The sequence below is a fragment of the Flavobacterium swingsii genome (assembly GCF_900111965.1).
GTDB classification, from domain to species: Bacteria; Bacteroidota; Bacteroidia; order Flavobacteriales; family Flavobacteriaceae; genus Flavobacterium; species Flavobacterium swingsii.
This window is the reverse complement of record NZ_FOJT01000004.1, coordinates 380,804-406,151: the sequence shown is the minus strand read 5'-3', so window position 1 is coordinate 406,151 and position 25,348 is coordinate 380,804. Positions and strand designations below refer to the sequence as shown.

The following is a 25,348-nucleotide window of genomic DNA, read 5'->3' as shown; positions in this document are numbered from 1 at the left end:
CAACTAAATGAAATGGGATTTTGTATTTAAGTTTTAGAATAAGATTATCCTAAAGCTGCTCTTTTGAAACCTGTTACAACTAAGTTAGCATCGATAGATTTAACATAATTAGCAACGCTCATAGAGCTATCTTTAATATAATCTTGGTTTACTAGTGTGTTATCTTTAAAGAAACGACCTAATTTCCCTTTTGCAATATTTTCGATCATTGCTTCTGGTTTTCCTTCTTGACGAAGCATGTCTTTAGCAATTTCTATTTCTTTAGCAATAACTTCTGCGTTAACTCCAGCTTCGTCTAATGCGATTGGATTCATTGCAGCCGCTTGCATTGCTACGTTTCTAGAAGCTTCTTCAATACCTTCTGCTTTTGCAGAGAATGAAGTTAAAGTTGCAATTTTGTTTCCTGAGTGAATGTAAGATCCAACAAAAGCACCTTCTAATTTTTCGAAAGTTCTAATTTCTAATTTTTCTCCGATAACTCCTGTTTGCTCGATTAGTTTATCAGCAATAGTAATACCATTAAAATCAGAAGCTAAAAATTCTTCTTTGTTGTTGAAGTTTAAAGCAAGATTTGCCATTTCAACAGCCATTTTCACGAAGTTTTCGTTCATTCCTACGAAGTCAGTCTCACAGTTTAATGTGATAACAACTCCAGCGGTATTGTCAGCGTTTACAACAGCGATAGCAGCCCCTTCAGTAGATTCTCTATCTGAACGGTTTGCAGCTACTTTTTGTCCTTTTTTACGTAAGTTTTCGATTGCTAAATCAAAATCTCCATCTGATTCAACTAAAGCTTTTTTACAATCCATCATTCCAGCTCCGGTGATGGTTCTTAATTTATTTACGTCTGCAGCAGTGATAGTTGCCATATTGTTTATTTTTTAGGTTATAAAAAAAATTACGAATTACAAATTACGAATTAGGCTAAAAAAAGCGTAATTGATAATTCGTAATTCGTAATTAAATAATTACTCTTCTGTTTTAGCAGCTTCAGCTACAATTGCTTTTTCTTCAGCGATTGTATCAGCAGCTTCTTCTGGAGCAACTTCTTCAGTAGTAGCGTCCGCTTCTTTATCTGATGTTCTGTTTGCAAGACCATCAATAATAGCTTCAGTTACTAATGTTAAAATTTTATCGATTGATTTAGAAGCATCATCGTTTGCAGGGATAACGTACTCAACAAGACGTGGGTCAGAGTTGGTATCTACCATTGCGAAAACTGGAATGTTTAATTTTTGAGCTTCTTTAATTGCGATGTGTTCAGCTTTGATATCTACTACAAATAATGCAGCAGGTAATCTTGACATATCAGAGATAGAACCTAAGTTTTTCTCTAATTTTGCACGCAAACGATCCACTTGTAAACGTTCTTTTTTAGACAAAGTCATAAAAGTTCCGTCTTTTTTCATGCGGTCGATAGTCGACATCTTCTTAACAGCTTTACGGATTGTAACAAAGTTTGTTAACATTCCACCAGGCCATCTTTCAGTGATGTACGGCATATTTGCAGCAGCAGCTTTTTCAGCTACGATGTCTTTAGCTTGTTTTTTGGTAGCTACGAAAAGTATTTTTCTACCTGATGCAGCAATTTTTTTAAGAGCTTCATTAGCTTCTTCAATTTTTGCTGCAGTTTTATATAGATTGATAATGTGAATTCCATTACGCTCCATATAGATGTAAGGAGCCATGTTTGGATCCCATTTTCTAGTCATGTGTCCGAAGTGAACACCTGCTTCTAGTAAGTCTTTAACTTCTATTTTATTTGCCATTTTGTAATAGTTTACGTTCTGTTGTATTAGCAATGATTAAGTAGCGATTGTGCAATCAGGTCTTAACCATTTAGATGCTAAACTAGTTTCCAGCCTCAGCCGGAAGAGCAACAATAACTTAGTTTTTAATAAAAAAATATTAACGTTTAGAGAATTGGAATCTCTTACGAGCTTTCTTCTGACCGAATTTTTTACGTTCAACCATTCTTGGGTCTCTCGTTAGTAATCCTTCTGGTTTCAAGATTGCTCTGTTTCCTTCTCCAACTTCACACATTACTCTTGCTAAAGCCATTCTTACTGCTTCTGCTTGTCCTGTGCTTCCACCTCCGTAAACATTTACTTTTACGTCATAGTTAGTTACATTTTCTGTCATAGACATAGGTTGTAAAACTTTGTACTGTAAAGTAGCTGTTGGGAAATAAGTTGCAAACGCTTTTTTGTTAACAGTGATTACTCCTGTTCCTTCCGATACATAAACACGTGCAACTGCACATTTTCTTCTACCGATTTTGTGAATTGCTCCCATTACTTAAGATCGTTTAGGTTAACTGTTTTAGGTTTTTGAGCGCCTTGTTTGTGCTCTGATCCTACAACAACATTTAAATTTCTAAAAAGCTCTGCTCCTAATTTGTTTTTAGGTAACATTCCTTTTACTGCCTTTTCTACTAGTAGAGCAGGATTTTTTGATTGCAAAACTTTTGCAGTCAAACTTCTTTGTCCTCCTGGGTAACCTGTGTGACGGATGTAAGTCTTCTCGTCCATTTTGTTACCTGTAAGGTTGATTTTTTCTGAGTTGATAACGATTACGTTATCTCCGCAGTCCACGTGTGGTGTGTAACTTGGCTTGTACTTGCCTCTAAGAATCATTGCGACCTTTGATGCAAGACGACCTAAGTTATGACCATCAGCATCTACAACAATCCACTCTTTTGTAACGGTGGCTTTGCTTGCTGATTGTGTCTTGTAGCTTAATGCGTCCATAATATTATTTTAATTAAACATTCCATTCCCAATAAAGGGAGTGCAAAAGTACGATTATTTATTTTAAATGCAAATAGGAAAGTAAAAATTCTTTTTCTTTGCTTTTCAATGAGTTACAAAGGGTTTTAAAATTGATTTCTAGTTACTCTAAAAACATAAAAAAAATGGAATAAATTTTCTGCTCTTCCTGCTTTTTTATTAAAAACCATTAGAACTAAAGAAAATTTATTCCAAAAATTGAATTACACTGTATTAATTATTTATAATTAATTTTTTAGTTGCTTCGAAATTATTTCCCGATATTTTTAAAATATAATTACCTGAACTCAAATTTCCTAAGTTGATTTTTTGTTCAGAATTATCTAAACTAATTGTATTTGAATACACATTTTTACCAGTCATATCAAATAAATTTAGTTTTGTTGAACCAAAATATTTGCTTGACGAAATAGTTACATTTCCGTTGTTTACCGTTGGATACACATTAAACTCACCGGCAGTAATCTCATTTTCATTAACAGACAACACAGCGCTTGTAAACACTCCAGAAAACACACCTCTACCATAAGTCGCGGCGTAAACTGCATTATCATTTCTAACTTGTAAGTCGGTTACTTTTACATCACTCATACCGTTATAAGACTGATTCCAAGTTGGCGAAGCTGCACTAAAAGTATTTGTGTACCAAACTCCCAAATCTGTCCCTATAATAACTTCAAGCGGATTTAATGGGTTTTGTAAAATACATTTTACAGGAATATTAGGAAAATTTCCTTCTTTATTTTGCCAAGTAACTCCTCTATTAGCGCTATACCACACGCTTACTACTCCGTAGTTATGGAAAGTAACAAAAATATCGTTTTCGGTTGCTCCAAACTCTACATCAGAAATACTTCCTACAAAACTTGCTCCAGTTATATTTGTCCAAGTTGGCGCTGCTCCATCTGCATTTGTTACTAATAATAACCTTCCGTTTTGACAACCCACTAACAATGTTGTTGACGCAGTTGTGTATTTAGACACTCTAAATGCAGTAGGCTCTCCTGTTAGGAGTGCATTTGTTAATGTAGTTCTTGTTATAGTAGGACCTTTCACATCTGCATACCTTCTTATTTGGTAAGTAGAACCAGTTGTATAATCAGAGTATAAAATATCTAAACTTGAATCTAATCCCATAGGACAAATAAAATCTCCGTAACTATTTCCTGTAGGATCAATAGTCGCATTGTTAATCACTGTACTAGTTGACGTTGCATAATTATATAAGTTTATACTTAAATTATAAACATAGTTTGTAATACGATATCTATCTGTTCCTACTATATTTTGATCAAAAAAACTATAAGCCCCATCTCCACCTTGCGCTTGCGCGCTCGCTCCTGCTCCTGCTCCTGCATTTAAAAACATCTGAGAACCATTGTCTTGAGCTCCCGCTACAAAATTATCCCCAGCCATACCGTTTGTTGTTGGCGCAACTCCTATGCTATAAAACTGAGTTACATTATAACTCGCATTTCTAGAAGGAATTACCGCCGAAGTACCTGCTGAAGATAGATTTGAAGCATAAAACACTCCTCCATCATTTCCAAAAACCGCCTCGTTTGAAGCTCCTGGTCTAAAAGACATTACATGCTGATCTGCATGAACTAACGAACATGTTAAAGCAGCTAAATTATTATTGTTAGACCATTTAGAAATTTGAGTCCAAGCACCACCACTATTTGTAGATCTAAACAAATCGATACCACCTATATAAAGAATAGCATCATTAGTTGGATCGCACTCAATCATTAAATCATAAAATGCTTGACCTCTTGTAAAATCGGTTGCCGCAATTCCCGTATCTGCATCATCAGGTTGTGTTATTGTTGTTGGCGCTGTAGCGAAAGCATCTGTTGTTACTCCTATTGCTGGTACGGTTGCATTTGTTTGATATAGAACATAGAATTTATTTGCATTAGTTGAAGAAGGTTCTAGTTCGGTTCTTCGAGCATTTGCTATTGTTTCTTCTAGTGTCCATGTGGTTCCGTTTGTAGATTTGTAGATTCTACCACCTCCCGTACCAAAAATAGTACGAGTAGATGAAAACCATAAATTACCCAAAGCATCTTTTTCTAAATCATTTGGTATAACATAATAGTTTTTACCTCCTGATGCTGTTGCAACCATATTTGCATCTTGGTTTCTAGTCCAAGTTGTTCCTCCATTTACTGATTTATACAACCCTGCTTGTTCTGCTCCTGACCATTGATTTGGAGAAGCTGATCCATATATAGCCGATCCTACTCCAATAAAAATTTCGGTATTTCCCGCATTATTCCACGCAATAATATCTTGTACGTAAAATATTCCAGCAAGAAATAAATCGCCAGAAGTAAATGTCGTTCCAGCATAACTAACAGGAACATTTACCCATGTTGTACCACCATCACTAGTTTTATAAACCCCGTTACCTACTGCATCTCCACTTGTATATTGTTCTCCAGTTCCTAAATACCAAATATTAGAATTGTTTGGATCTACAGTAATACAAGATACATTTAAGTTTCCCGGAACACCTGCTACTCTTGTCCAAGCTGTTGTAGTTGTTATGTCTGTTTTTACCCAAAGACCACCACTAGCTGCTCCAGCAAAAACTCTTTTATTGGTTGCGTCGTTTGGATCAAATAATAAAACTCTAGTTCTTCCTCCCACATTTGTAGGCCCTCTTTCAACCCAATTGTTGTCAGATGCATCTCCAGGCGTTCTATTTGTTAATCGCTCTTCGTCTAATTGTTTTTGCAATTGCAATACATTTGTTTGTTCTGTATTTCCAGTTGCTGGGTTAATAGATAATTCCCATTGTCTTTCGTAATACTTATTAGGAGGTAATCCTGCCGCTTTTCTATCTTCCTTTGACAATTGAAGTGTCTTTTTGAAAGGGCTATTTGCTAAAAATTTAGCATGCTTTTTTCTTAAAATTTTTGTTTTGCGATCAGTTTTAACACTTGCAGAAGCAGTTGTTTTTGAGTTGTTTTCAGCTAATTTCTGATTTTCAGTCGTTTGCGAATTACCATATGTAAAAACTAAAAAGGCACACAATGATAGTAGTAGATTTTTTTTCATTTAATTTTTTGGGAGTTAAAAATTTTGCGCAAAAGTATCTCTTTTATTTTAATAAAAAAAATGGCAGTTACTGGTATAACATTTTCTTTATCTTAAGACTTTCTTCATGCAAACACTATTTTCCATATTAGTGTATTGCCCATAATTTTTGGTAATTGAATATCCTGTTTTTTTGTACAATGCAATCGCTTCGGGCTGATTTATTCCTGTTTCGAGAATCGTTTGAGTATAGTTTAATTCCAAAACCCAAAGCTCGAGTTCCGCTAATATTTTTGAAGCAATTCCTTTTCCTCGATAATCAGGAAGTACAAACATTCGTTTTATTTCGGCTGTTTGAGAATCTATTTCTCTAAAAGCACCGCAACCAACTGCAATGTCGTTTTCGTAACATACAATTACATTTTTTAAAACAGCAGTTTTATTTATCTGAGCATAAAATTCATGCTCTTCGCCATCACGAATTTTTAAATCCGCGTCTAATAATAGTACGAGATTTGTGAAATCTTGATTTTCGGAAGTTGTACGAGTTAGTGTTTGCATATTTAAAAATTATTTAAGAAACGATTTTGTATTTAATATTTTCTTTAGATAATTCATTTCGCCGTTTTGACCAAAGCAAGTCGTACGCATATTTGTTCCTACAAAGACATGTGAAAAATTTCCCATTGAATTTAATTTTGCTATTCCAATTATCTTATTATTCTTCGAGAATATAAATACGTCAGTATACAAAGGCGCAACTGAAGGTATCATATCTTGATCGAAATCACATTTTTTTTCAATTAAAATTTTTGACTTAAGAACGTCGTAGTATTTACTCTCAATTAAAATTTTAGTTTTTTTGATTTCATTAAACATTTTTAGGAATCTGACATCATCTGTTTTTTCTGGCGAATACAATTTTAAAAAAGAATTCCATTCTCCTTTTTTACTATTTTCTATTGAATCTTTTATGCTTTTTGAAGGTAGTGGAGGAGAACATATTTTATCTATTTCTGAAATTGATAAATTGATTTTATAATATTCAACTTTATCAAAATCATAAAATGTTTTTGATAAGATTTCCTCACTCAATTTTGAGTTGTCGTTTTTACAACTTAGAAATAATAATATGAATGTAAAATAAATTATTTTTCTCATTTCTTTATTTTTTAGCCCCGATTGCAGTGGAAATCCTTTTTTGAGGCTTTTCGCCGAAGAAAAGATTGCAACGTAAAGCGGGATTAGCTCCTAAAACAAATACAGCCATCAAATTTGACAGCTGTATTTGTTTTTAATTTTTAATTAATTACGATCCACACATTTCACAATCTTCAGGGCCAGCATTTTTGGCTAGCTCGATCATGGCGCGGTATTCTTCGTTTGTCATTGCGGTAGTTACCACTTCGACCTCAGCTAAAACTGGTTGCTCTTTCACTTCGATAGCAGCAATTGGCTCGGCTTTTTTGTCGTTGTTTAGCGTGAATTTTATCGCATCGACAGCCGCTTTTGTTCTCAAATAATACATTCCTGTTTTTAAACCTGATTTCCAAGCGTAAAAGTGCATCGATGTTAGTTTCGAATAATTTGCGTCTTGCATAAACAGGTTTAACGACTGTGATTGATCTACGAAATAACCTCTGTGGCGTGACATATCGATAATATCTTTCATAGACATTTCCCAAACGGTTTTGTACAAATCTTTCAAGTCTTGCGGAATATCAAGATTCTGAACTGAACCGTTTTCACGCATTAATTGCTGTTTCAAATCTTCTGTCCACAAGCCTAATTTTACTAAATCCTCGAGTAAATGTTTGTTCACTACGATAAATTCGCCAGATAAAACACGACGTGTGTAAATATTTGAAGTATATGGTTCGAATGCTTCGTTATTACCCAAAATTTGTGAAGTTGATGCTGTTGGCATTGGCGCAACCAAAAGTGAATTTCTCACTCCGTTTTTCATTACTTCCTTACGCAAACTTGCCCAATCCCAACGACCAGAAAGGTCTTCGTCTTTCAGTCCCCAAAGGTTGTATTGAAATTCCCCTTGAGAAATTGGCGAACCTGCAAAAGTAGAATACGGTCCTTCTTCAATCGCCATTTCCATAGATGCGGTTACAGCTGCGAAATATAAAGTTTCGAAAATTTCTTCATTCAATTTTTTTGCCTCATCGCTTGTAAATGGCAAACGCAACATGATAAAAGCATCTGCCAAACCTTGCACACCAAGTCCAATTGGACGGTGGCGTTTGTTAGAATTTTCTCCTTCAATTACTGGATAATAATTTCTGTCGATAACTTTATTTAAGTTTCTTGTTACTCGTTTAGTTACGGTAAATAACAAATCATGATTGAATTTTCCGCCTTCAACGAACATTGGCAACGAAAGTGAAGCCAAGTTACAAACGGCAATTTCATCTTTCGATGTATATTCCATAATCTCGGTACACAAATTCGACGAACGAATGGTTCCTAGATTTTTTTGGTTCGATTTACGGTTTGCTGCATCTTTGTACAACATATATGGCGTTCCAGTTTCGATTTGCGATTCTAGAATTTTTTCCCACAATTCGTGCGCTTTGATGGTTTTTCTTCCTTTTCCAGCTGCTTCATACGATGTGTAAAGTGCTTCGAATTCTTCGCCGTGCACATCATACAAACCTGGACATTCGTTAGGACACATCAAAGTCCAGTTACCATTTTCCTCGACACGTTTCATGAATAAATCCGATGTCCACATAGCGAAAAACAAATCTCTAGCACGCATTTCCTCTTTTCCTGTATTCTTTTTCAAATCCAAGAAATCGAAAATATCAGCATGCCAAGTCTCGATATAAATCGCAAAACTTCCTTTACGTTTTCCTCCACCTTGATCTACATAACGAGCCGTATCGTTGAAAACACGTAACATTGGCACAATCCCGTTCGATGTTCCGTTTGTTCCACGAATATAAGAACCTGTTGCACGAACATTGTGAATAGAAAGTCCAATTCCTCCAGCCGATTGTGATATTTTTGCCGTTTGTTTTAACGTATCGTAAATCCCGTCGATACTATCGTCTTGCATTGCCAAAAGGAAACAAGATGACATTTGAGGTTTTGGTGTTCCCGCATTGAATAATGTTGGCGTAGCGTGAGTAAAGAACTTTTTCGACATTAAGTCGTAAGTTTCTATCACCGATTTTAAATCGTTTAAGTGAATTCCAACCGAAACACGCATTAACATGTGTTGCGGACGCTCTACGATTTTTCCGTTTATTTTTAGCAAATAAGAACGTTCTAGCGTTTTGAAACCAAAATAATCATAATTAAAATCTCTTGTATATATAATGTGTGAATTTAAAAATTCAGCATTTTCTTGGATAACATTATGTACTTCTTCCGACAAAAGTGGTGCTTCTTGCCCATTTCTAGGATTTACGTAATGATACATTTCGTTCATCGTTTCCGAGAAAGATTTGTTCGTATTAGAGTGCAAATTCGAAATTGCAATTCTCGCCGCTAGTTGTGCGTAATCTGGATGCGCAATGGTCATAGAAGCCGCGGTTTCTGCCGCTAAATTATCTAATTCTGATGTCGAAACACCGTCGTAAAGCCCCTCAATTACTCGCATAGCTACTTTTACAGCATCTACTAAATCATTCAATCCGTAACACAGTTTTTTAATTCTTTCTGTGATTTTGTCGAACATTACAGGCTCTTTGTGCCCATCTCTTTTTACTACGTACATAATTTGTTTGTTTTGTAAAAAAGCAAATCCCTTTGCTCTTTCGGGTTATTTGTATTATAATTTTAGGAAGCTAATCCCGCTGTCATTCCAAATCTTTTGTCTCGTTCCAAAAAACGAGACAAAAGGATTTTCCCTTCCATCGGGGCTAAGCTAATTTTCAGATTTGGGGGCTTTACTGAAAATTTTGGTATTTATTTAGTGGTATTTGATTTTTTTCTAAAAATCAGCGTCAAAACTAATTTTTTGCGCTTCAGAATCGGTATTCATAACTCCTGCTTTCTGATATTCGGCAACTTTCTTCTCGAAGAAGTTTGTTTTTCCTTGCAACGAAATCATATCCATAAAGTCGAACGGATTTGCTGTATTGTATTCTCTATCACAGCCTAATTCTACTAACAATCTATCGGCAACGAATTCTAAATATTGTGTCATTAAAACTGCATTCATACCAATTAACGAAACTGGAAGTGATTCAGTAATAAATTCTCTTTCTATGTTTAAAGCATCAACAATAATACTTCTAATTCTTTCTTTCGGCACTTTGTTTACTAAATGATGGTTGTGCAAATGCACTGCAAAATCACAGTGAACACCTTCGTCACGCGAAATTAATTCGTTCGAAAAGGTTAATCCTGGCATTAAGCCACGCTTTTTTAACCAATAAATAGAACAAAACGCACCAGAAAAGAAAATTCCTTCTACAGCTGCAAAAGCAATTAAACGTTCTGCGAATGAGTCAGATTCAATCCATTTCAAAGCCCAATCTGCTTTTTTCTTAATCGCAGGAAAAACTTCTAAAGCATTGAATAATTCATCTTTTTCAGTTTCATCTTTTACATAAGTATCGATTAATAATGAATATGTTTCAGAATGAATATTTTCCATCATGATTTGAAAACCATAAAAGAATTTTGCTTCAGCATATTGCACTTCATTGACGAAGTTTTCTGCTAGATTTTCGTTTACAATTCCGTCCGACGCAGCAAAAAATGCTAAAATATGTTTTACAAAATAACGTTCGTCATCAGAGAGTTTATTATTCCAATCGTTTAAATCTTGAGACAAGTCGATTTCTTCGGCCGTCCAGAAACTAGCTTCCATTTTTTTGTACCATTCCCAAATATCGTGGTGCTTTATCGGAAAAATCACAAAGCGATTTTTGTTTTCTTGTAAAATTGGTTCTACGAAAGACATAGTGTATTGGTTTTTATTGTATTATAAAAATTGATTTTTGCAACGATTGGGGTTTACAAAGATTGGAATTTGAATCTATAAATGAAAGAGATAGTTATTCACAATTGCCTTGAGTTTTTAACAAAGCACGGTTTTGTAAACACTTTCTGTAAAATTATTAAATAACTGTAAATCACTTATTTAAAAACGTAAAAAAAGGCAAGGTATTGTAGAATAAGGGATTTTATTTTAATTTTAAAAACTAAAAATTATTCGTTTTTTAGCTCTTCGGCAACCTTCTCAAGTTCGGCATACCAGTTTTCGCCAAAGCGACGAATAAGTGCTTCTTTTACAAATTTGTAAACTGGAACTTCGAGTTCTTTTCCTAAGGAACAAGCTGGAGAGCAAATGTCCCATTTATCATAATTTACAGCTGCAAATTCGGTAAAATCTTTGACACGTATTGGATACAAATGACACGAAACTGGTTTTTTCCAATCGATTATTCCTTGATTGTACGCTTGTTCGATGCCGCAAAGTGCGGTTTTACCATCGAAAATGACATAAGCACAATCTTTATTGTCTATTAATGTAGTTTCGAGTGTTCCGTCAGTCCCAATAACTGATGTTCCTAGCGCTTCGATAGCAGCGATGCCTTCTTTGCGAAGAAATCGTTTTACTTTTGGATATATTTCTTCTAAGATTCTAACTTCGTCTTCTAATAAAGGTGCGCCAGCATCTCCATCGACACAACAAGCGCCTTTGCAAGCTGATAAGTTGCATACAAATTCTTTTTGAAGAATGTCTTCCGATACGATGGTTTTTCCTAGTTGAAACATTTTGCAAAGGTAGTTTAAAGTTTTTGAGTTACAAAAATTTATTGTTAATAGTCGACTTGCTTCGCAAGTCTTTTCATTATGGTTATTACACAAAGATTCACGGAGTTTACACAGAGATACGCGGATTTTTACTAATTGTTAAATACTGATTTTCGGGTTGATTGCGTGAGTGATAGTAGCGGAAATCCTTTTGCGAGGAACGAGCTAAAGATTGTAACGGATAGCACGACCCGAGTTTTTCCGCGAGGGTCACGCCCATACTTCGACTACGCTCAGTATAAAAATTTAATCGTACTTTTGTGGCATAAAAATTACTACTATGTTTGAACTTAGTCTAAAAGAAATTGTAACGGTAAGTATGGTTTTGTTTGCCGTGATTGATATTATTGGGAGTATTCCTGTAATTGTTGATTTGCGTAGTAAAGTGGGACATATTCATTCGGAAAAAGCGTCGATTGTTGCGATGTTTATTATGATTACGTTTCTTTTTGTGGGTGAAGAATTGCTACATATAATAGGAATTGACGTGAATTCGTTTGCTGTTGCAGGTTCGTTTGTCTTGTTTTTTCTGGCGTTAGAAATGATTTTGGGTATTAGATTGTATCGCGATGAGGAAGCAAAAACGGCTTCAATCGTACCTATTGCTTTTCCGCTAATTGCTGGCGCAGGAACGATGACGACTTTGCTTTCGCTGAAATCTCAGTTTCATACTATTAATATTATTATTGCAATTTTACTGAACATAATTTTGGTTTATGCGGTTTTGAAATCGTCTTCTAAAATCGAAAAAATGCTAGGTGTTACTGGTTTGGGAATTATTAGAAAAGTATTTGGAGTCGTTTTATTGGCTATTGCTGTTAAATTATTTGCGGCTAATGTTAAAGGCTTGTTCCTATAACCGAAATTTTAGTATTTTTGACCTATAAATAAATTTGACATGAAATATTTATGATTCCTAAATCGCGAACACAAACGAAGATTTCCTCATAAATATACCATATTCCAATAACAAAAAATATTATCTACATATGAAAATTTTCACATATATTATTATTGCGTTAGCCATTGTTTTTATTGGTATCAATTTTACTAGATTAGATTTTAACAATTTACTTGAAGGCGAAAGTCTAATTGCACTTATCGGAATTATCGCTATAGTTTGTGCCGTAGTTATTTTACTTATTTTTAGATTGTCTAAATCTATCGAAGAGAAATTAAAAAATCAATAATCGTGTTTGATGTTTTAATTATTGGCGGAGGCGTTTCGGGAGTTTCGTGCGCTTTAGTTTTAGGTTCTGCTCACAAAAAAGTTTTTGCTCAGGACAAAAATATTGCCATTATTACACATCAAAAAGCATCGTCACTTCAAGATGCTATTTTTTATAATGCTTATGGTATTTCTTCTGGGAAATTAGGCTCCGAAATCCTTACCGAAACCACCACACAATTACAAGAAAATTATCCTCATATTACGCAAATAGAAGACGAAAAAGTAGTTTCGGTTTCTGGCGAAGCGGGAAATTTTGTGGTTGTTACCAATAAAAACACGTACCAAACTAGAATCATTGTAATAGGCGTAGGTTCTTCCAGTTTATTTTCGATTGAAGGTTTGCAACACTATATTGAGCCCCACAAAAAGTCATTGGTAGAAAAAAATAGGATTCAACTACAAAATAACGACCAAAAAGTCGCTGATGGAATTTATGTTGTTGGCACTTTAGCCGGACACAGAAGTCAGCTCGCTATTGCCGCCGGAAGTGGTGCTGCGGTTGCTACAGATATTCTTACTTTATGGAATAACGGCATTGAAACGCATGTTCATGATAGTGTGAGGGAGTAGGTTTTTATTTACAACAAACCGCTATTAGCCACTAGTTTTTGATTTCAATGCTTTAATTTTTTCAGCGTAATCTTTCTTTTCAAAATCACTCATTTTTTTTGGTAATTTATATTTTACACAAAACTCGTCAAGAGAATTATTTAAGTCAGATGTTTCGCTAACTAAAGACTCAACTAATACGATTCCTCCTTTTAGTTTTTCTCGATCGAATATTTCACTTTGATTCGGATCATTTATGTGTTTAATAATTGGCAGTATAAAATCGTCTGATATTTTCTCAACAATTTCCAAATACTTTATTGTTTTTTGTTTAAGGTTGATTTTATTATCAATTTCAACTAATTGATTCAGAAGTTCTTTATTTGCTTTTAAAGTAGATTTACAATTATTGTATTCGTTCATTGATAAACTTTCTATATCTCCATTATTAAGAATAGTGTTTATTTTTTTAATTAAAGGATTTATACTATTGCTAGAAGTTTCAATAGAAAATTCAATAGAATTTTTAAAATTTAACTCTTTATTATTCTTTTCTTGAGAACAACCGTAATTGGAAATAATAAAAAGTAAAAAGAATAAATATTTTACATTCTTCATATATTATAAGTATTAAGTTTAGTTGGTTTAAAATTAGTGCTAACTAATAAACTTGTGTAAGTTATAGTTAAAAAAATCAAGTCAAAGCCTTAATTCTTCAAAGCTTCCTTAATCATTACATCGTCTTTTAGAACAACCTGATAATATTGGCTTTCTCCTAATAATTGTCGGCAAAACTCAGCAGCAATATAACGTTTGATGTAGTTTTTACTCGAATCTAAATCAATGAAGGAATCATTCAATTCGATCATTTTTTTGAATTGATTATAATACAAATCCGAACCTTCTATTTTAGTAATAATTTGGGCGAAATTTAAGTTAGAAAACTGGTTTCTGTGACGGTCTAATTCTTTAAAAACAAAGTTGGAAACCAATCCAGACTGCATAATCATAGGAATTACTTCGTTTCCTTTTGTAGATTCTAACGGAACAAAAACATCTGGTACAATACCGCCACCGCCATATACAATTCTTCCTTTTGGTGTTTTAAATTTTAATGTGTCGGCAATTTTTATACTGTCTTTAGCGTATAATTCGCCGTTTTTGTAGCGATTCATAAACTCGTTTAGATATTCTTCGCTTCCTTCTTTATACGATTTCTGAATAGATCTTCCAGTTGGCGTATAATATCTCGCAACAGTTAATCTTACTGTACTTCCGTCTTGGAAAGGCATTTCTCTTTGCACTAATCCTTTACCAAAAGAACGACGACCAACGACCAAACCTCTGTCATTATCTTGTATGGCGCCAGCTAGAATTTCGCTTGCCGAAGCAGAATTTTCGTTAATTAGCAACGTTACTTTTCCGTTCTCGAAAACACCATCGCTTGTAGCGAAAGTTTTGTCGATGCGTTTTTTCTTATTTTTAGTAAAAACAATAAGTTTTTTGTCTTTCAGAAACTCATCGGCTATAGAAACTGCCTGGTCAAGATAACCACCACCATTGTCCCGAAGGTCTATAACTAAAGAATTTGCGCCTTGTTTTACTAATTTATTTAACCCAACTTTAAATTCCTTATAAGTGGTTTCGGAAAAGCGATTTACTTTAATATATCCTGTTTTTTTATTGAGCATAATAGCAATATCGACGCTTTTTAGCGGAATAACATTGCGGATTACTTTTAGATTGAATTTTTTGTTTGTCGATTTTCTAAAAATTGACAAAATTACTTCGGAGTTTGGTTCTCCTTTTAATTTTGAATACAATTTTTCGGTGGTAATTTTTTTACCAAAAAGTTTTTCGTTATTGGCAGACAAAATCCTGTCACCAGCCTTGATTCCTGCTTTTTCAGAAGGACCACCTTCTACAGGTTTGATGACTGCAACAGTATCATTATCGACAAAAAAGTTGACACCAATACCTACAAAATCACCTTTCATACTTTCGGCAACACCTTGCGCTTCGTTTTTTGCGATATATACCGAATGTGGGTCGAGTTTACCTAAAATTCCGTTTACGGTTTGGTCTACAATCGAATCAGTATTTACATTGTCTACATATTCGTCGTTTATAAAATCGATAAGTTTATTGAGTTTTTGTTTGGATTGATTCTCAGTATTTAGCTTTGCCGAAACCGGAATTCTAACAAAAATTCCGCCCAACAAAAAACCAACAGCTATTGCTGTAAAAATGAGTAACGGAAAATATACTTTATCAACTTTCATTTAGAAAATGTATTATTTATGCGAATCAAGGCTTGAAATAGAACGCTGATATTCATTTATTATACCTGACAGGTTTAAAAACCTGTCAGGTATATTTCGTATTATTTATTCAATTTCTTGAATATGATCTACTTGAACACCCGCTTTTTCTAGAAATTCTAATCCAGAATTATCTTTGTAGCCTTCTAGATACACAACTCTTTTTATTCCCGATTGGTGTATTAATTTGCTACATTCTTTGCATGGCGAAAGCGTAATATATAAAGTGGCGCCTTCGCAGGTTTGTGTCGAACGAGCTACTTTTAGTATTGCATTTGCCTCGGCATGAAGTACATACCATTTTGTAAGTCCTTCTTCGTCTTCGCAACAATTTTCGAAACCTGATGGCGAACCATTGTACCCATCGGAAATTATCATTCTGTCACGCACAATAATCGCGCCAACTTGTTTGCGTTTGCAATAGGAAAGTTTGCCCCATTCTTTTGCTAATCGCAAATAGGCTTTATCGTATTTGTTTTGTTTTTTCTCTTTCATCTCGTTTTTTGAACGAGACAAAAGTAAATCATTTTTTGAGTTGAATGATGAATTGGGTGAATTTGACAAAGATTTAACTAAAAAATGTGGAGTTGTCAGGTTGAGCGGAGTCGAAACCTCATGAATCCTTCGACTTCGCTCAGGAAGACAATTAGTTGTTATTTATTTCAAAAAATATTTACTGAAGTTAAAATGGTTTCTCTAATAGCCCTGATTGAAATGGAAATCCTTTTTCGTCAGTTCGAGTAGCTCGAAGAGCGTATCGAGAACAAGAAAAAGATTGTAATGAAAAGCAGGAATAGGGTTTGCAAAAATGCCCAAGCTTTTCGCTCCTAAAAATGAATTATCTGCTCCAAACTGGACTTTGAATGATTAGCGGAATAACTACTCCTATTATAAATGCCGACATGACGAGCGTCCAGTCTCTTTTGGAGAATCTGAAAACGGTTTGTACAATATAGGAAATAATTAGAATGACAAAAACGACGATTACTTGAGCGGTTTCTATTCCTAAAGCAAATTCTGACAAAGGAAGTAATTTGTCCGTTGCGTTTCCTGGTAAAATGGTCTTGAAATAGTTGGAGAATCCTAATCCGTGAATGATTCCGAAGAATAATGTTATAAAAGCTAAAAGGCTAATTCCTTCGCCTTTGTTATTTTTTCCTGCTGTAAAAAGATTAAATAATGCTACCAATAGGATTGTGATGGGAATTATAAACTCTATAAGATTGGCTTTGATATAAACGACTCCAAATACCGAAAGAATTAAGGCTAATGTGTGTCCTAGTGTAAAAAGCGAGATGAGTAGTAACAGTCTTCGCCAATCTTTGAAAGCATACGGGACAGTTAGTGCGATTAGAAATAAAACGTGATCGTAAGCATTTATATCGAGTACGTGTTTTAAGCCGATATTAAAATATAACCAGAATTCAGACATAACAATAAGGTTTGGGTTTACCAAACTTACAAATTATTTTTTGTTTCTGACTGCTTTTTTAGATTTGATTGTTTTGAAAACAATTTTGAAAATGATTTTAAAGAAAAAAGAATATGAGTATCTTTGTGTAAATATAAACTATAACATTATGTCTTTTTCAGATTTATTCGATAGCGAATTTAAAACAAGAAATAAAGGTCATTTTTCTGCCATTGTTCGTGTAGCAATTGCTGATGGTGATTTGAGTACAGAAGAAAAACAATTTTTAGACAAACTAAAAACACGTTTAGAAATTTCTGATGCCGAATATGAAGAAATTTTAGAAAATCCTCTAAAATATCCTATTAATCCACCAGTATTACACACACAAAGATTAGAGCGTTTGTACGATTTATCTAGAATGGTTTATGCCGATCATATTCTTGGACCTAAACAAAAAGAGATTCTTATTAAATTCACATTAGCACTAGGATTTACGCCAGGAAATGTAAGCTATATAGTAGATAAAGCTTTTTCACTTCTTATGTTAAATGTAGATTTAGATACATTTTTGTACGAAATGCAACACATGAACAAATAAAAAAAGTTGTTATAATTTCAAAAAAAACCACCGCAAATTGCGGTGGTTTTTTTATTATAAAGATTAATTTCTATTAAAATTAAATTTTAAAAGTAACAACTGGTTTACTAGCATGATTTACTAAGCCCTCGCTAATACTTCCGTTAAAGAAATGATACAAACTTGTTCTTCCGTGTGTGCACATGCCTATTAAATCCGCATTAACACTACTTGCAAAATTCAAAACGCCAGTTTCAATATTTGCATCATTATATATATGTAACGAATAATTTGTAATTGAAAAATCTGAAACAAACTCCTTCATTATTTTTTGTGCCGCATGAGAGGTTTTAAAACTATTTGGAGTATTTATCATCACTAAGTCTAGGTGTGAACCAAAAACATTAGCAAAAGCAATAATTTTTTCGAAAGGTTTTTTTACTTCTTTAGAAAAATCTGAAGCAAATACAAAACGATCAGTCTTAAAATTATTTGTATCATGCTTAATTACTAAAACCGGAGCTTCCGATGTTCTCACTATCTTTTCGGTAGTAGAACCTATAAGCAATTCTTGGAAACCTGATGTACCATGAGAACCCATTACCACAAGATCTATATCGTGTTTTTTGCTAGATTTTATAATCCCTTCAAAAGCACTTTCAAGCTTAACTGCTTCGCTAACATTAATTCCTTCCAGATAATCACGAGTCAGAACTTCTTCTAATTTTTCGTGCGCTTTATTAATAAAAAAGGCAATTTCTGGAATTGCTGCACCACCGCTCACAGCATCTGCCATTTGCGAAGGAATCTCTAACATGTGTACTAAAAAAATTTCTCCGTTTGTATCTCTTGCTATTTGCGCAGCCACTTTTAGAGCGTGTTCAGCATTTTCTGAAAAATCGGTAGGAACTAATATTCGTTTCATAGTCGTTGGTTTTTAGGGTTAATAATGGTTAATCTTTTAATTATTTATTAAAGGTAGGAAATTATTTAACATAAATCAAAATTTCGTAAATTAAAAAAAAGTAGTATATTTGCACATTATTAAGCAGTTTATCTAAATAATGAGGGAAGCACTGCTTCCCTCTTTTTATACAATATGGCATTTAAAGAAAAAGTAAAAGAGTTGTTAGAACAAGGTTTGGCAGAATATCCAAGCTTATTTTTAATTGATTTAAATATCAACGATGCAAACAAAATTGTTATAACTTTAGATGGTGACAATGGCGTTCAATTACAAGATTGTATCAACATTAGTAGAGCAATCGATAATAATTTAGACCGAGAAGAAGTAGATTTTGCTTTAGAAGTTGCTTCGGCAGGCGTTTCATTACCATTAAAGTTAGTTCGTCAATACAAAAAAAATATTGGAAGAACTTTAAAAATAAAAACGGCAGCTCAAACCATCGAAGCTTTGCTTTTAGAAGTTTCGGACGAGGATATTACAGTAGAATGGAGTTCGAGAGAACCAAAAAAGGTAGGAAAAGGAAAAGAAACAGTAGTGCATAACGAAAAAATCGCTTACGCGGATATTCAAGAAGCTATAGTTATAATCATATTTTAAATTAAAAGAGTTGGCATGGAGAATTTAGCATTAATAGATTCATTTTCAGAATTTAAGGACGACAAATCGATAGATCGCCCAACGCTTATGGCGATTTTGGAAGATGTGTTTAGAAACGCATTGAAGAAAAAATACGGTTCAGACGATAATTTTGATATCATTATCAATCCTGATAAAGGTGATATGGAAATCTGGCAGAGAAGAGTAATTGTAGCTGATGATGATTTAGATTTAGATCACCTTGAGATTACACTTACCGATGCAAGAAAAATCGAACCCGATTTCGAAATTGGCGAAGAAGTTTCTGAAGAAGTAAAATTAATCGATCTTGGAAGAAGAGCAATTTTGGCATTGCGTCAAAATCTTATTTCAAAAATTCACGAACATGACAATACAAATCTTTACAAACAATTTAAAGATTTAATTGGAGATATATATACAGGAGAAGTGCACCACGTACGTCCAAGAGTAGTAATTCTTGTAGACGACGAAGGAAATGAAATCATCTTGCCAAAAGAAAAACAAATTCCGTCTGACTTTTTCCGTAAAGGAGATAACGTTCGTGGAATTATTGAATCTGTTGAATTAAAAGGAAACAAACCACAAATTATTATGTCTAGAACTTCAGAAAAGTTCCTAGAAAAATTATTTGAACAAGAAATTCCAGAAGTTTTCGACGGATTAATTATGGTGAAAAACGTAGTTCGTATTCCTGGCGAAAAAGCAAAAGTAGCTGTCGATTCTTACGATGATCGTATCGATCCAGTTGGAGCTTGTGTCGGAATGAAAGGATCACGTATTCACGGAATTGTTCGCGAATTAGGAAACGAAAATATCGATGTTATCAATTATACGACTAACATACAATTGTATATTACAAGAGCGTTAAGTCCTGCAAAAGTATCTTCTATCAAAATTAATGAAGAGACAAAACGTGCCGAAGTTTTCTTGAAATTAGAAGAAGTTTCAAAAGCAATTGGTCGTGGAGGACACAATATCAAACTAGCTGGACAATTAACTGGCTATGAACTTGATGTAATTAGAGAAGGAACCGTTGCCGCCGACGATGATGTAGAATTAACAGAATTCTCAGACGAAATCGAAGCTTGGGTTATCGAAGAATTTGCGAAAATTGGTTTGGATACAGCAAAAAGCATCCTAAGTCAAGATGTAAACGACTTAGTAAGAAGAACCGATTTAGAAGAAGAAACTATTCTTGAAGTAGTTAGAATATTGAAAGAAGAATTTGAAGAATAAATTCTTGATCAGCATACGCATACCACAATAAAAAGATAATATAAAAAGATTTTATGTCTGAAGGTACAATAAGAATAAACAAAGTTTTAAGGGAATTTAATATCTCGTTAGAAAGAGCCGTAGATTATCTAAAGGATAAAGGACACGTAATTGAGTCTAATCCTAATACGAAAATCTCTGACGAAGTGTATAATGTCCTGTCTAATCAATTTGCTGGAGACAAAGGAAATAAAGACGCTTCAAAAGAAGTTGGCGAAGAAAAGCGAAAAGAAAAAGAAGCTTTGCGTGTAGAAAGAGAACACGAAATAGAGGAAAAACGCAAACATGATGAAGAGCGTCAACGTCAAGAAGTTATTAAAGCAAAAGCTGTTGTAACCGGACCTAAACAAGTTGGAACAATTGATTTATCGCCTAAAACGACTATCAAACCAACAATTGCTCCAGAAGTAAAAGCAGAGGTAAAAACTGAACCAAAAGTAGAAGTAAAAGCCGAGCCAAAAACTGAAACACCAGTTGCAAAAACTCCTGAAAAAACAGAGCAACCAAAACAAAACGTAGTAAAAGAGGCTCCTATAAAAGAGACTCCTATTGCTAAAGCGCCTGTTAAAGAAACAGCAAAACCAGTTGTCGAAAAAACACCAGAAGTAACTTCAAATCCTTCAGTTGAAGAAACTCCAGTTGTTGATGAGACACACGAAACTAAATACACAAAACTTTCTGGACCCACTTTTTCAGGTCAAACTATCGATTTATCGCAGTTTAACAAGCCTAAAAAAGTAATTGAGCCTAATAAAGGAGCAGTAAAACCAGCAGGAGCGGGAAATAACAATAACGCAAACAAAAATAAACGCAAAAGAATTCCTACTAAGCCAGGCGAAGCAAATGCAACGCCTAGAACACCAGGAACAAACTTAATTAGACCAAACACAGGTGGCGGAAACGCGACTGGTGGAAGTTTTAATCGTGCAAATAAACCAGGTTTCGTAAAAGGAGCAAGACCAGCTATTGTAGCTAAAGTTGAGCCTACCGAAGAGGAAGTAAAAAACCAAATCAAAGAAACTCTTGAGCGTTTGCAAGGAAAAGGAAGCAAATCGAAAGCGGCAAAATACCGTCGTGACAAAAGAGATACACACCGTCAGAAATCTGATGATGAGCAAAGAGAAATCGAAGCTGGAAGTAAAACTATCAAAGTAACAGAATTTGTTACCGTTGGTGAGGTTGCAACCATGATGGATGTGCCGATTACCAAAGTAATTGGAACTTGTATGTCACTTGGAATCATGGTTACCATGAACCAACGTTTAGATGCAGAAACATTGACAATCGTTTGTGATGAATTTGGATTTGAAGTAGAATTTATTACTACCGATCTAGAAGAAAATATCGAAGTTATTGAAGATGCTGCCGAAGATTTAGTTCACCGCGCACCGATTGTTACCGTAATGGGACACGTCGATCACGGAAAAACATCTTTACTGGATTATGTTCGTAAAACAAACGTAATTGCAGGAGAATCTGGAGGAATCACACAACATATTGGTGCTTACGGAGTAGAATTAGAAAACGGTCAAAAGATCGCATTCTTAGATACACCAGGTCACGAGGCGTTTACCGCGATGCGTGCACGTGGAGCTCAAGTTACCGATATCGCTATTATTGTAGTTGCTGCCGATGATGATATCATGCCTCAAACAAAAGAAGCAATATCTCACGCACAAGCGGCAAATGTGCCAATTATATTTGCTATCAATAAGGTAGACAAGCAAAATGCTAATCCTGAAAAAATAAAGGAAAAATTAGCAGCAATGAATTTCCTTGTAGAAGACTGGGGAGGAAAATACCAATCGCAAGATATATCTGCAAAAACAGGTATTGGTATGAAAGAATTATTAGAAAAAGTATTGCTTGAAGCAGAAGTTTTAGACCTGAAAGCAAACCCGAATAAACCAGCAACTGGAACAGTAGTTGAAGCATTCCTTGACAAAGGTCGTGGATATGTATCAACAGTATTAGTACAATCTGGAACCATGCGTGTAGGAGATTATATCCTTGCAGGAAAAAACCATGGAAAAATCAAAGCAATGCAAGATGAACGTGGAAATAATGTTACAGAAGCAGGTCCATCAACACCAATATCTATATTAGGTTTGGCTGGTGCACCAACAGCAGGTGACAAGTTCAATATTTTTGCCGACGAAAGAGAAGCAAAAGCCATTGCAGCAAAACGTACCCAATTAATGCGTGAGCAATCAGTACGTGTACAACGTCATATTACACTTGATGAAATTGGTCGTCGTATCGCATTGGGACAATTTAAAGAATTGAATATTATCCTTAAAGGAGACGTTGATGGTTCGGTAGAAGCATTATCAGATTCATTCTCAAAATTATCTACACCAGAAATACAAATCAACATCATTCACAAAGGAGTTGGAGCCATTACAGAAACTGACGTTATGTTGGCTTCAGCATCAGATGCAATTATTATTGGATTTAACGTTCGTCCAGCAGGAAATGCTAAGCAATTAGCCGATAAAGAAGAAATCGACATCCGTCATTATTCTATTATCTACGCCGCAATCGACGATTTACGTGATGCAATGGAAGGCATGCTTTCTCCAGAAATGAAAGAAGAAATTACAGGTCTTGCAGGAGTTAGAGAGCTTTTCAAAATCTCTAAAGTAGGAACTATTGCAGGATGTATGATTACCGATGGTAAAATATTAAGAGCAAACAAAGTTCGCGTAATCCGTGACAATGTAGTTATTCACACAGGTGATATTATTGCACTGAAACGTTTCAAAGACGATGTAAAAGAAGTAGCAAAAGGTTACGATTGTGGTATCCAAATAAAAGGATTCAACGAAATCGAAATCGACGATATTATCGAAGGATTTACAGAAGTAGCTGTAAAACGTAAACTGAAATAATATTCAAAACTATAAATCTAAAACCCAACAGAAGCAATTTTGTTGGGTTTTTTTCTTACACTGAGCTTGTCGAAGTGAGGAGCTATTTCCAGCTTTCCTCTTCAATCTTTTGCTTTCTAAAGAAAAAAGCAAAAGGATTTCCGTTGCAATCTGGGCTAGAAAGCACATTGTTCTAAAATCCAAATTTCTCCTATCAATCAAATAAAAATTCTTACTTTTGCAACCTGAAAAATGCCCATATGATAATCGCAAAAACCCGTGAAGAAATAGAATTAATGCGTGAAAGCGCCTTAATCGTATCCAAAACATTAGGAATGATTGCTTCCGAAATAAAGGAAGGAGTTACCACTTTGTACCTAGACAAACTCGCCGAAGAATTCATTAGAGATCACGGAGCAGTTCCAAGTTTCTTGGGATTATATGATTTTCCGAACTCACTTTGTATGAGCCCAAACTCGCAGGTTGTTCACGGAATACCAAATAACACTCCTTTACAAAGTGGCGATGTCATTTCGGTCGATTGTGGTGCTTTCAAAAATGGTTATCATGGCGATCACGCCTATTCTTTCGAAATTGGAGAAGTAGCGCCAGAAACCAAAAAATTATTACAAGTTACTAAGGAATCATTGTACATGGGAATCCGAGAATTCAAAATTGGAAACAGAGTTGAAGATGTCGGGAATGCCATTCAAAAATATACCGAATCTCATGGTTATGGAGTTGTTCGCGAATTAGTAGGTCACGGTTTGGGTCAAAAAATGCACGAAGATCCCGAAATGCCAAACTACGGAAAACGTGGTCGCGGAAAATTATTTATCGAAGGTATGGTAGTTGCTATCGAGCCAATGATAAATATGGGAACCAAAAACATCAAACAGCACAAAGACGGTTGGACAATTACTACTGCCGACGGAAAACCATCTGCACACTTCGAACACGATGTCGCAATTATCGACGGTAAACCAGAATTACTTTCAACATTTGCCTATGTTTACAAAGCTTTAGGAATTGTGAGTAATGAAGAAGATGAATTTAGAAAAGTGCCGTTTGTCATATAATGAAAAAACTCTTTAAACTAATCCTCAATACAATCCCACGTCCAATCTTAATCAGATTGAGTTATTTAGCACGTCCTATTTTAGCATTACTATTAAAAGGAAGCAAATTTACCGACCCAATCGACGGAAAAAGTTTCCGCATGTTTTTGCCTTATGGCTACGGAACACAACGAAACAATGTATTATCTCCAAGCACACTTTCGTTAGAAAGACATCGATTATTGTGGTTGTATCTTCTAAATGAAACTGATTTTTTTACATCAAAAGAAAAGAAAAAAGTACTGCATTTTGCGCCAGAACAAGCGTTTTACAAATTATTCCGGAATCAGAAAAATCTAGAATATACTACAACCGATTTGTTTTCGCCTTTGGCCGATGTAAAAGCAGATATTTGTAATTTACCTTTCCAAGACAATCAATATGATATCATTTTGTGTAATCATGTTTTAGAACATATTCCTGACGACACAAAAGCCATGCAAGAATTATTTCGAGTATTAAAACCTAACGGAATGGCAATTTTGCAGATTCCACAAGATTTATCTCGAGCAACTACTTTTTCGGACGATACTATTGTTGACCAAAAAGAACGTGCTAAAATATTTGGACAATATGATCATGTTCGCATTTACGGTCGAGATTATTTCGATAAACTAAGAAGCATTGGTTTTACAGTAATTGAAGAAGATTACACAAACAAAATATCTCTCGAATTAGTCGAAAAATATTGTTTGGCAAAAGGCGAAATTATTCCTGTTTGTTTCAAAAAATAATAAACTGGCACAATATTCGTTCTAAAATCATATATTTACTTTCGTTGAAATTAAAA

General features: G+C 34.5%; 24 protein-coding genes. 9 read left to right on the top strand and 15 right to left on the bottom strand.

Annotation, left to right across the window (positions count from 1 at the left end):
- Nucleotides 1–44: 44 nt before the first annotated feature.
- The 10 genes from tsf to BM053_RS08915 form a co-directional block, all read right to left on the bottom strand.
- A complete protein-coding gene (gene tsf / locus BM053_RS08960) occupies nt 45–869 on the bottom strand; it encodes a translation elongation factor Ts (RefSeq protein ID WP_091476565.1) in 825 nt (274 codons plus the stop codon).
- A gap of 99 nt (nt 870–968) precedes the next feature.
- A complete protein-coding gene (gene rpsB, locus BM053_RS08955) occupies nt 969–1,769 on the bottom strand; it encodes a 30S ribosomal protein S2 (RefSeq protein ID WP_091476562.1) in 801 nt (266 codons plus the stop codon).
- Nucleotides 1,770–1,908: 139 nt separating this feature from the next.
- Nucleotides 1,909–2,295, bottom strand: coding sequence for a 30S ribosomal protein S9 (gene rpsI / locus BM053_RS08950; RefSeq protein ID WP_091476560.1), 387 nt, complete (start codon nt 2,293–2,295; stop codon nt 1,909–1,911).
- Entirely contained in the window at nt 2,295–2,750 is a 456-nt protein-coding gene (gene rplM, locus BM053_RS08945) for a 50S ribosomal protein L13 (protein ID WP_091476558.1), read from the bottom strand. Before rplM ends, rpsI begins: the two co-directional genes overlap by 1 nt.
- 252 nt (nt 2,751–3,002) lie before the next feature.
- Entirely contained in the window at nt 3,003–5,855 is a 2,853-nt protein-coding gene (locus tag BM053_RS08940) for a T9SS type A sorting domain-containing protein (RefSeq protein WP_091476555.1), read from the bottom strand.
- A gap of 87 nt (nt 5,856–5,942) precedes the next feature.
- Nucleotides 5,943–6,395, bottom strand: a complete 453-nt coding sequence (locus tag BM053_RS08935) for a GNAT family N-acetyltransferase (RefSeq protein WP_091476552.1) — start codon at nt 6,393–6,395, stop codon at nt 5,943–5,945.
- A gap of 9 nt (nt 6,396–6,404) precedes the next feature.
- Nucleotides 6,405–6,995, bottom strand: a complete 591-nt coding sequence (locus BM053_RS08930; RefSeq protein WP_091476550.1) for a hypothetical protein — start codon at nt 6,993–6,995, stop codon at nt 6,405–6,407.
- A 148-nt stretch (nt 6,996–7,143) separates the two neighbouring features.
- Nucleotides 7,144–9,567: a ribonucleoside-diphosphate reductase subunit alpha gene (locus tag BM053_RS08925; protein ID WP_091476548.1), complete on the bottom strand. Its 2,424-nt coding sequence runs from the start codon at nt 9,565–9,567 to the stop codon at nt 7,144–7,146.
- A gap of 216 nt (nt 9,568–9,783) precedes the next feature.
- Complete coding sequence (locus BM053_RS08920) at nt 9,784–10,761, bottom strand: ribonucleotide-diphosphate reductase subunit beta (RefSeq protein WP_091476545.1); 978 nt, start codon at nt 10,759–10,761, stop codon at nt 9,784–9,786.
- A gap of 248 nt (nt 10,762–11,009) precedes the next feature.
- Nucleotides 11,010–11,579, bottom strand: a complete 570-nt coding sequence (locus BM053_RS08915) for a DUF3109 family protein (protein ID WP_091476542.1) — start codon at nt 11,577–11,579, stop codon at nt 11,010–11,012.
- A gap of 319 nt (nt 11,580–11,898) precedes the next feature.
- Between BM053_RS08915 and BM053_RS08910 the strand changes: the two genes are divergently transcribed.
- The 3 genes from BM053_RS08910 to BM053_RS08900 all read left to right on the top strand — a co-directional run bounded on the left by BM053_RS08910 (nt 11,899) and on the right by BM053_RS08900 (nt 13,419).
- Nucleotides 11,899–12,477: a MarC family protein gene (locus BM053_RS08910; RefSeq protein ID WP_091476539.1), complete on the top strand. Its 579-nt coding sequence runs from the start codon at nt 11,899–11,901 to the stop codon at nt 12,475–12,477.
- Nucleotides 12,478–12,607: 130 nt separating this feature from the next.
- Nucleotides 12,608–12,808, top strand: a complete 201-nt coding sequence (locus BM053_RS08905; protein ID WP_091476536.1) for a hypothetical protein — start codon at nt 12,608–12,610, stop codon at nt 12,806–12,808.
- A gap of 2 nt (nt 12,809–12,810) precedes the next feature.
- A complete protein-coding gene (locus BM053_RS08900) occupies nt 12,811–13,419 on the top strand; it encodes an FAD-dependent oxidoreductase (protein WP_091476534.1) in 609 nt (202 codons plus the stop codon).
- A 24-nt stretch (nt 13,420–13,443) separates the two neighbouring features.
- On the opposite strand, the gene BM053_RS08895 is transcribed toward BM053_RS08900, so the two are convergent.
- The 4 genes from BM053_RS08895 to BM053_RS08880 all read right to left on the bottom strand — a co-directional run bounded on the left by BM053_RS08895 (nt 13,444) and on the right by BM053_RS08880 (nt 17,151).
- Entirely contained in the window at nt 13,444–14,016 is a 573-nt protein-coding gene (locus tag BM053_RS08895; RefSeq protein ID WP_091476531.1) for a hypothetical protein, read from the bottom strand.
- 89 nt (nt 14,017–14,105) lie between these two features.
- Nucleotides 14,106–15,680: a S41 family peptidase gene (locus BM053_RS08890; protein ID WP_091476529.1), complete on the bottom strand. Its 1,575-nt coding sequence runs from the start codon at nt 15,678–15,680 to the stop codon at nt 14,106–14,108.
- A gap of 105 nt (nt 15,681–15,785) precedes the next feature.
- Nucleotides 15,786–16,214: a deoxycytidylate deaminase gene (locus BM053_RS08885; RefSeq protein ID WP_091476526.1), complete on the bottom strand. Its 429-nt coding sequence runs from the start codon at nt 16,212–16,214 to the stop codon at nt 15,786–15,788.
- Nucleotides 16,215–16,557: 343 nt separating this feature from the next.
- Nucleotides 16,558–17,151 carry a HupE/UreJ family protein gene (locus BM053_RS08880; RefSeq protein WP_091476523.1) on the bottom strand — a complete coding sequence of 198 codons (594 nt, stop codon included), beginning with the start codon at nt 17,149–17,151 and terminating at the stop codon, nt 16,558–16,560.
- A 148-nt stretch (nt 17,152–17,299) separates the two neighbouring features.
- Between BM053_RS08880 and BM053_RS08875 the strand changes: the two genes are divergently transcribed.
- Nucleotides 17,300–17,731, top strand: a complete 432-nt coding sequence (locus BM053_RS08875; RefSeq protein ID WP_091476684.1) for a tellurite resistance TerB family protein — start codon at nt 17,300–17,302, stop codon at nt 17,729–17,731.
- Between the two features lie 79 nt (nt 17,732–17,810).
- Here BM053_RS08875 and BM053_RS08870 read toward each other — a convergent pair whose 3' ends face one another.
- On the bottom strand, nt 17,811–18,635 hold the full coding sequence (locus BM053_RS08870; RefSeq protein ID WP_091476521.1) for a universal stress protein: 825 nt from the start codon (nt 18,633–18,635) through the stop codon (nt 17,811–17,813).
- Nucleotides 18,636–18,809: 174 nt separating this feature from the next.
- On the opposite strand from BM053_RS08870, the gene rimP reads away from it, so the two are divergent.
- The 5 genes from rimP (at nt 18,810) to BM053_RS08845 (ending at nt 25,292) form a co-directional block, all read left to right on the top strand.
- Nucleotides 18,810–19,274, top strand: a complete 465-nt coding sequence (gene rimP, locus BM053_RS08865) for a ribosome assembly cofactor RimP (protein WP_091476519.1) — start codon at nt 18,810–18,812, stop codon at nt 19,272–19,274.
- A 15-nt stretch (nt 19,275–19,289) separates the two neighbouring features.
- Nucleotides 19,290–20,531 carry a transcription termination factor NusA gene (nusA, locus tag BM053_RS08860; RefSeq protein WP_091476516.1) on the top strand — a complete coding sequence of 414 codons (1,242 nt, stop codon included), beginning with the start codon at nt 19,290–19,292 and terminating at the stop codon, nt 20,529–20,531.
- A 53-nt stretch (nt 20,532–20,584) separates the two neighbouring features.
- Nucleotides 20,585–23,461: a translation initiation factor IF-2 gene (gene infB, locus BM053_RS08855; RefSeq protein ID WP_091476512.1), complete on the top strand. Its 2,877-nt coding sequence runs from the start codon at nt 20,585–20,587 to the stop codon at nt 23,459–23,461.
- Nucleotides 23,462–23,700: 239 nt separating this feature from the next.
- Nucleotides 23,701–24,519, top strand: a complete 819-nt coding sequence (gene map / locus BM053_RS08850) for a type I methionyl aminopeptidase (RefSeq protein ID WP_091476508.1) — start codon at nt 23,701–23,703, stop codon at nt 24,517–24,519.
- The gene (locus tag BM053_RS08845) at nt 24,519–25,292 is read left to right on the top strand and encodes a class I SAM-dependent methyltransferase (RefSeq protein WP_091476506.1); all 774 of its coding nucleotides are present in this window, start codon (nt 24,519–24,521) and stop codon (nt 25,290–25,292) included. The genes map and BM053_RS08845 overlap by 1 nt, the downstream gene beginning before the upstream one ends.
- The last annotated feature ends 56 nt before the right edge of the window (nt 25,293–25,348 follow it).

Excerpts from the sequence above, each read along its gene's own strand:
- tsf (WP_091476565.1), bottom strand. The coding sequence starts at position 869 with ATGGCAACTATCACTGCTGCAGACGTAAATAAATTAAGAACCATCACC.
- rpsB (WP_091476562.1), bottom strand. The coding sequence starts at position 1,769 with ATGGCAAATAAAATAGAAGTTAAAGACTTACTAGAAGCAGGTGTTCAC.
- rpsI (WP_091476560.1), bottom strand. The coding sequence starts at position 2,295 with ATGGGAGCAATTCACAAAATCGGTAGAAGAAAATGTGCAGTTGCACGT.
- rplM (WP_091476558.1), bottom strand. The coding sequence starts at position 2,750 with ATGGACGCATTAAGCTACAAGACACAATCAGCAAGCAAAGCCACCGTT.
- BM053_RS08940 (WP_091476555.1), bottom strand. The coding sequence starts at position 5,855 with ATGAAAAAAAATCTACTACTATCATTGTGTGCCTTTTTAGTTTTTACA.
- BM053_RS08935 (WP_091476552.1), bottom strand. The coding sequence starts at position 6,395 with ATGCAAACACTAACTCGTACAACTTCCGAAAATCAAGATTTCACAAAT.
- BM053_RS08930 (WP_091476550.1), bottom strand. The coding sequence starts at position 6,995 with ATGAGAAAAATAATTTATTTTACATTCATATTATTATTTCTAAGTTGT.
- BM053_RS08925 (WP_091476548.1), bottom strand. The coding sequence starts at position 9,567 with ATGTACGTAGTAAAAAGAGATGGGCACAAAGAGCCTGTAATGTTCGAC.
- BM053_RS08920 (WP_091476545.1), bottom strand. The coding sequence starts at position 10,761 with ATGTCTTTCGTAGAACCAATTTTACAAGAAAACAAAAATCGCTTTGTG.
- BM053_RS08915 (WP_091476542.1), bottom strand. The coding sequence starts at position 11,579 with ATGTTTCAACTAGGAAAAACCATCGTATCGGAAGACATTCTTCAAAAA.
- BM053_RS08910 (WP_091476539.1), top strand. The coding sequence starts at position 11,899 with ATGTTTGAACTTAGTCTAAAAGAAATTGTAACGGTAAGTATGGTTTTG.
- BM053_RS08905 (WP_091476536.1), top strand. The coding sequence starts at position 12,608 with ATGAAAATTTTCACATATATTATTATTGCGTTAGCCATTGTTTTTATT.
- BM053_RS08895 (WP_091476531.1), bottom strand. The coding sequence starts at position 14,016 with ATGAAGAATGTAAAATATTTATTCTTTTTACTTTTTATTATTTCCAAT.
- BM053_RS08890 (WP_091476529.1), bottom strand. The coding sequence starts at position 15,680 with ATGAAAGTTGATAAAGTATATTTTCCGTTACTCATTTTTACAGCAATA.
- BM053_RS08885 (WP_091476526.1), bottom strand. The coding sequence starts at position 16,214 with ATGAAAGAGAAAAAACAAAACAAATACGATAAAGCCTATTTGCGATTA.
- BM053_RS08880 (WP_091476523.1), bottom strand. The coding sequence starts at position 17,151 with ATGTCTGAATTCTGGTTATATTTTAATATCGGCTTAAAACACGTACTC.
- BM053_RS08875 (WP_091476684.1), top strand. The coding sequence starts at position 17,300 with ATGTCTTTTTCAGATTTATTCGATAGCGAATTTAAAACAAGAAATAAA.
- BM053_RS08870 (WP_091476521.1), bottom strand. The coding sequence starts at position 18,635 with ATGAAACGAATATTAGTTCCTACCGATTTTTCAGAAAATGCTGAACAC.
- rimP (WP_091476519.1), top strand. The coding sequence starts at position 18,810 with ATGGCATTTAAAGAAAAAGTAAAAGAGTTGTTAGAACAAGGTTTGGCA.
- nusA (WP_091476516.1), top strand. The coding sequence starts at position 19,290 with ATGGAGAATTTAGCATTAATAGATTCATTTTCAGAATTTAAGGACGAC.
- infB (WP_091476512.1), top strand. The coding sequence starts at position 20,585 with ATGTCTGAAGGTACAATAAGAATAAACAAAGTTTTAAGGGAATTTAAT.
- map (WP_091476508.1), top strand. The coding sequence starts at position 23,701 with ATGATAATCGCAAAAACCCGTGAAGAAATAGAATTAATGCGTGAAAGC.
- BM053_RS08845 (WP_091476506.1), top strand. The coding sequence starts at position 24,519 with ATGAAAAAACTCTTTAAACTAATCCTCAATACAATCCCACGTCCAATC.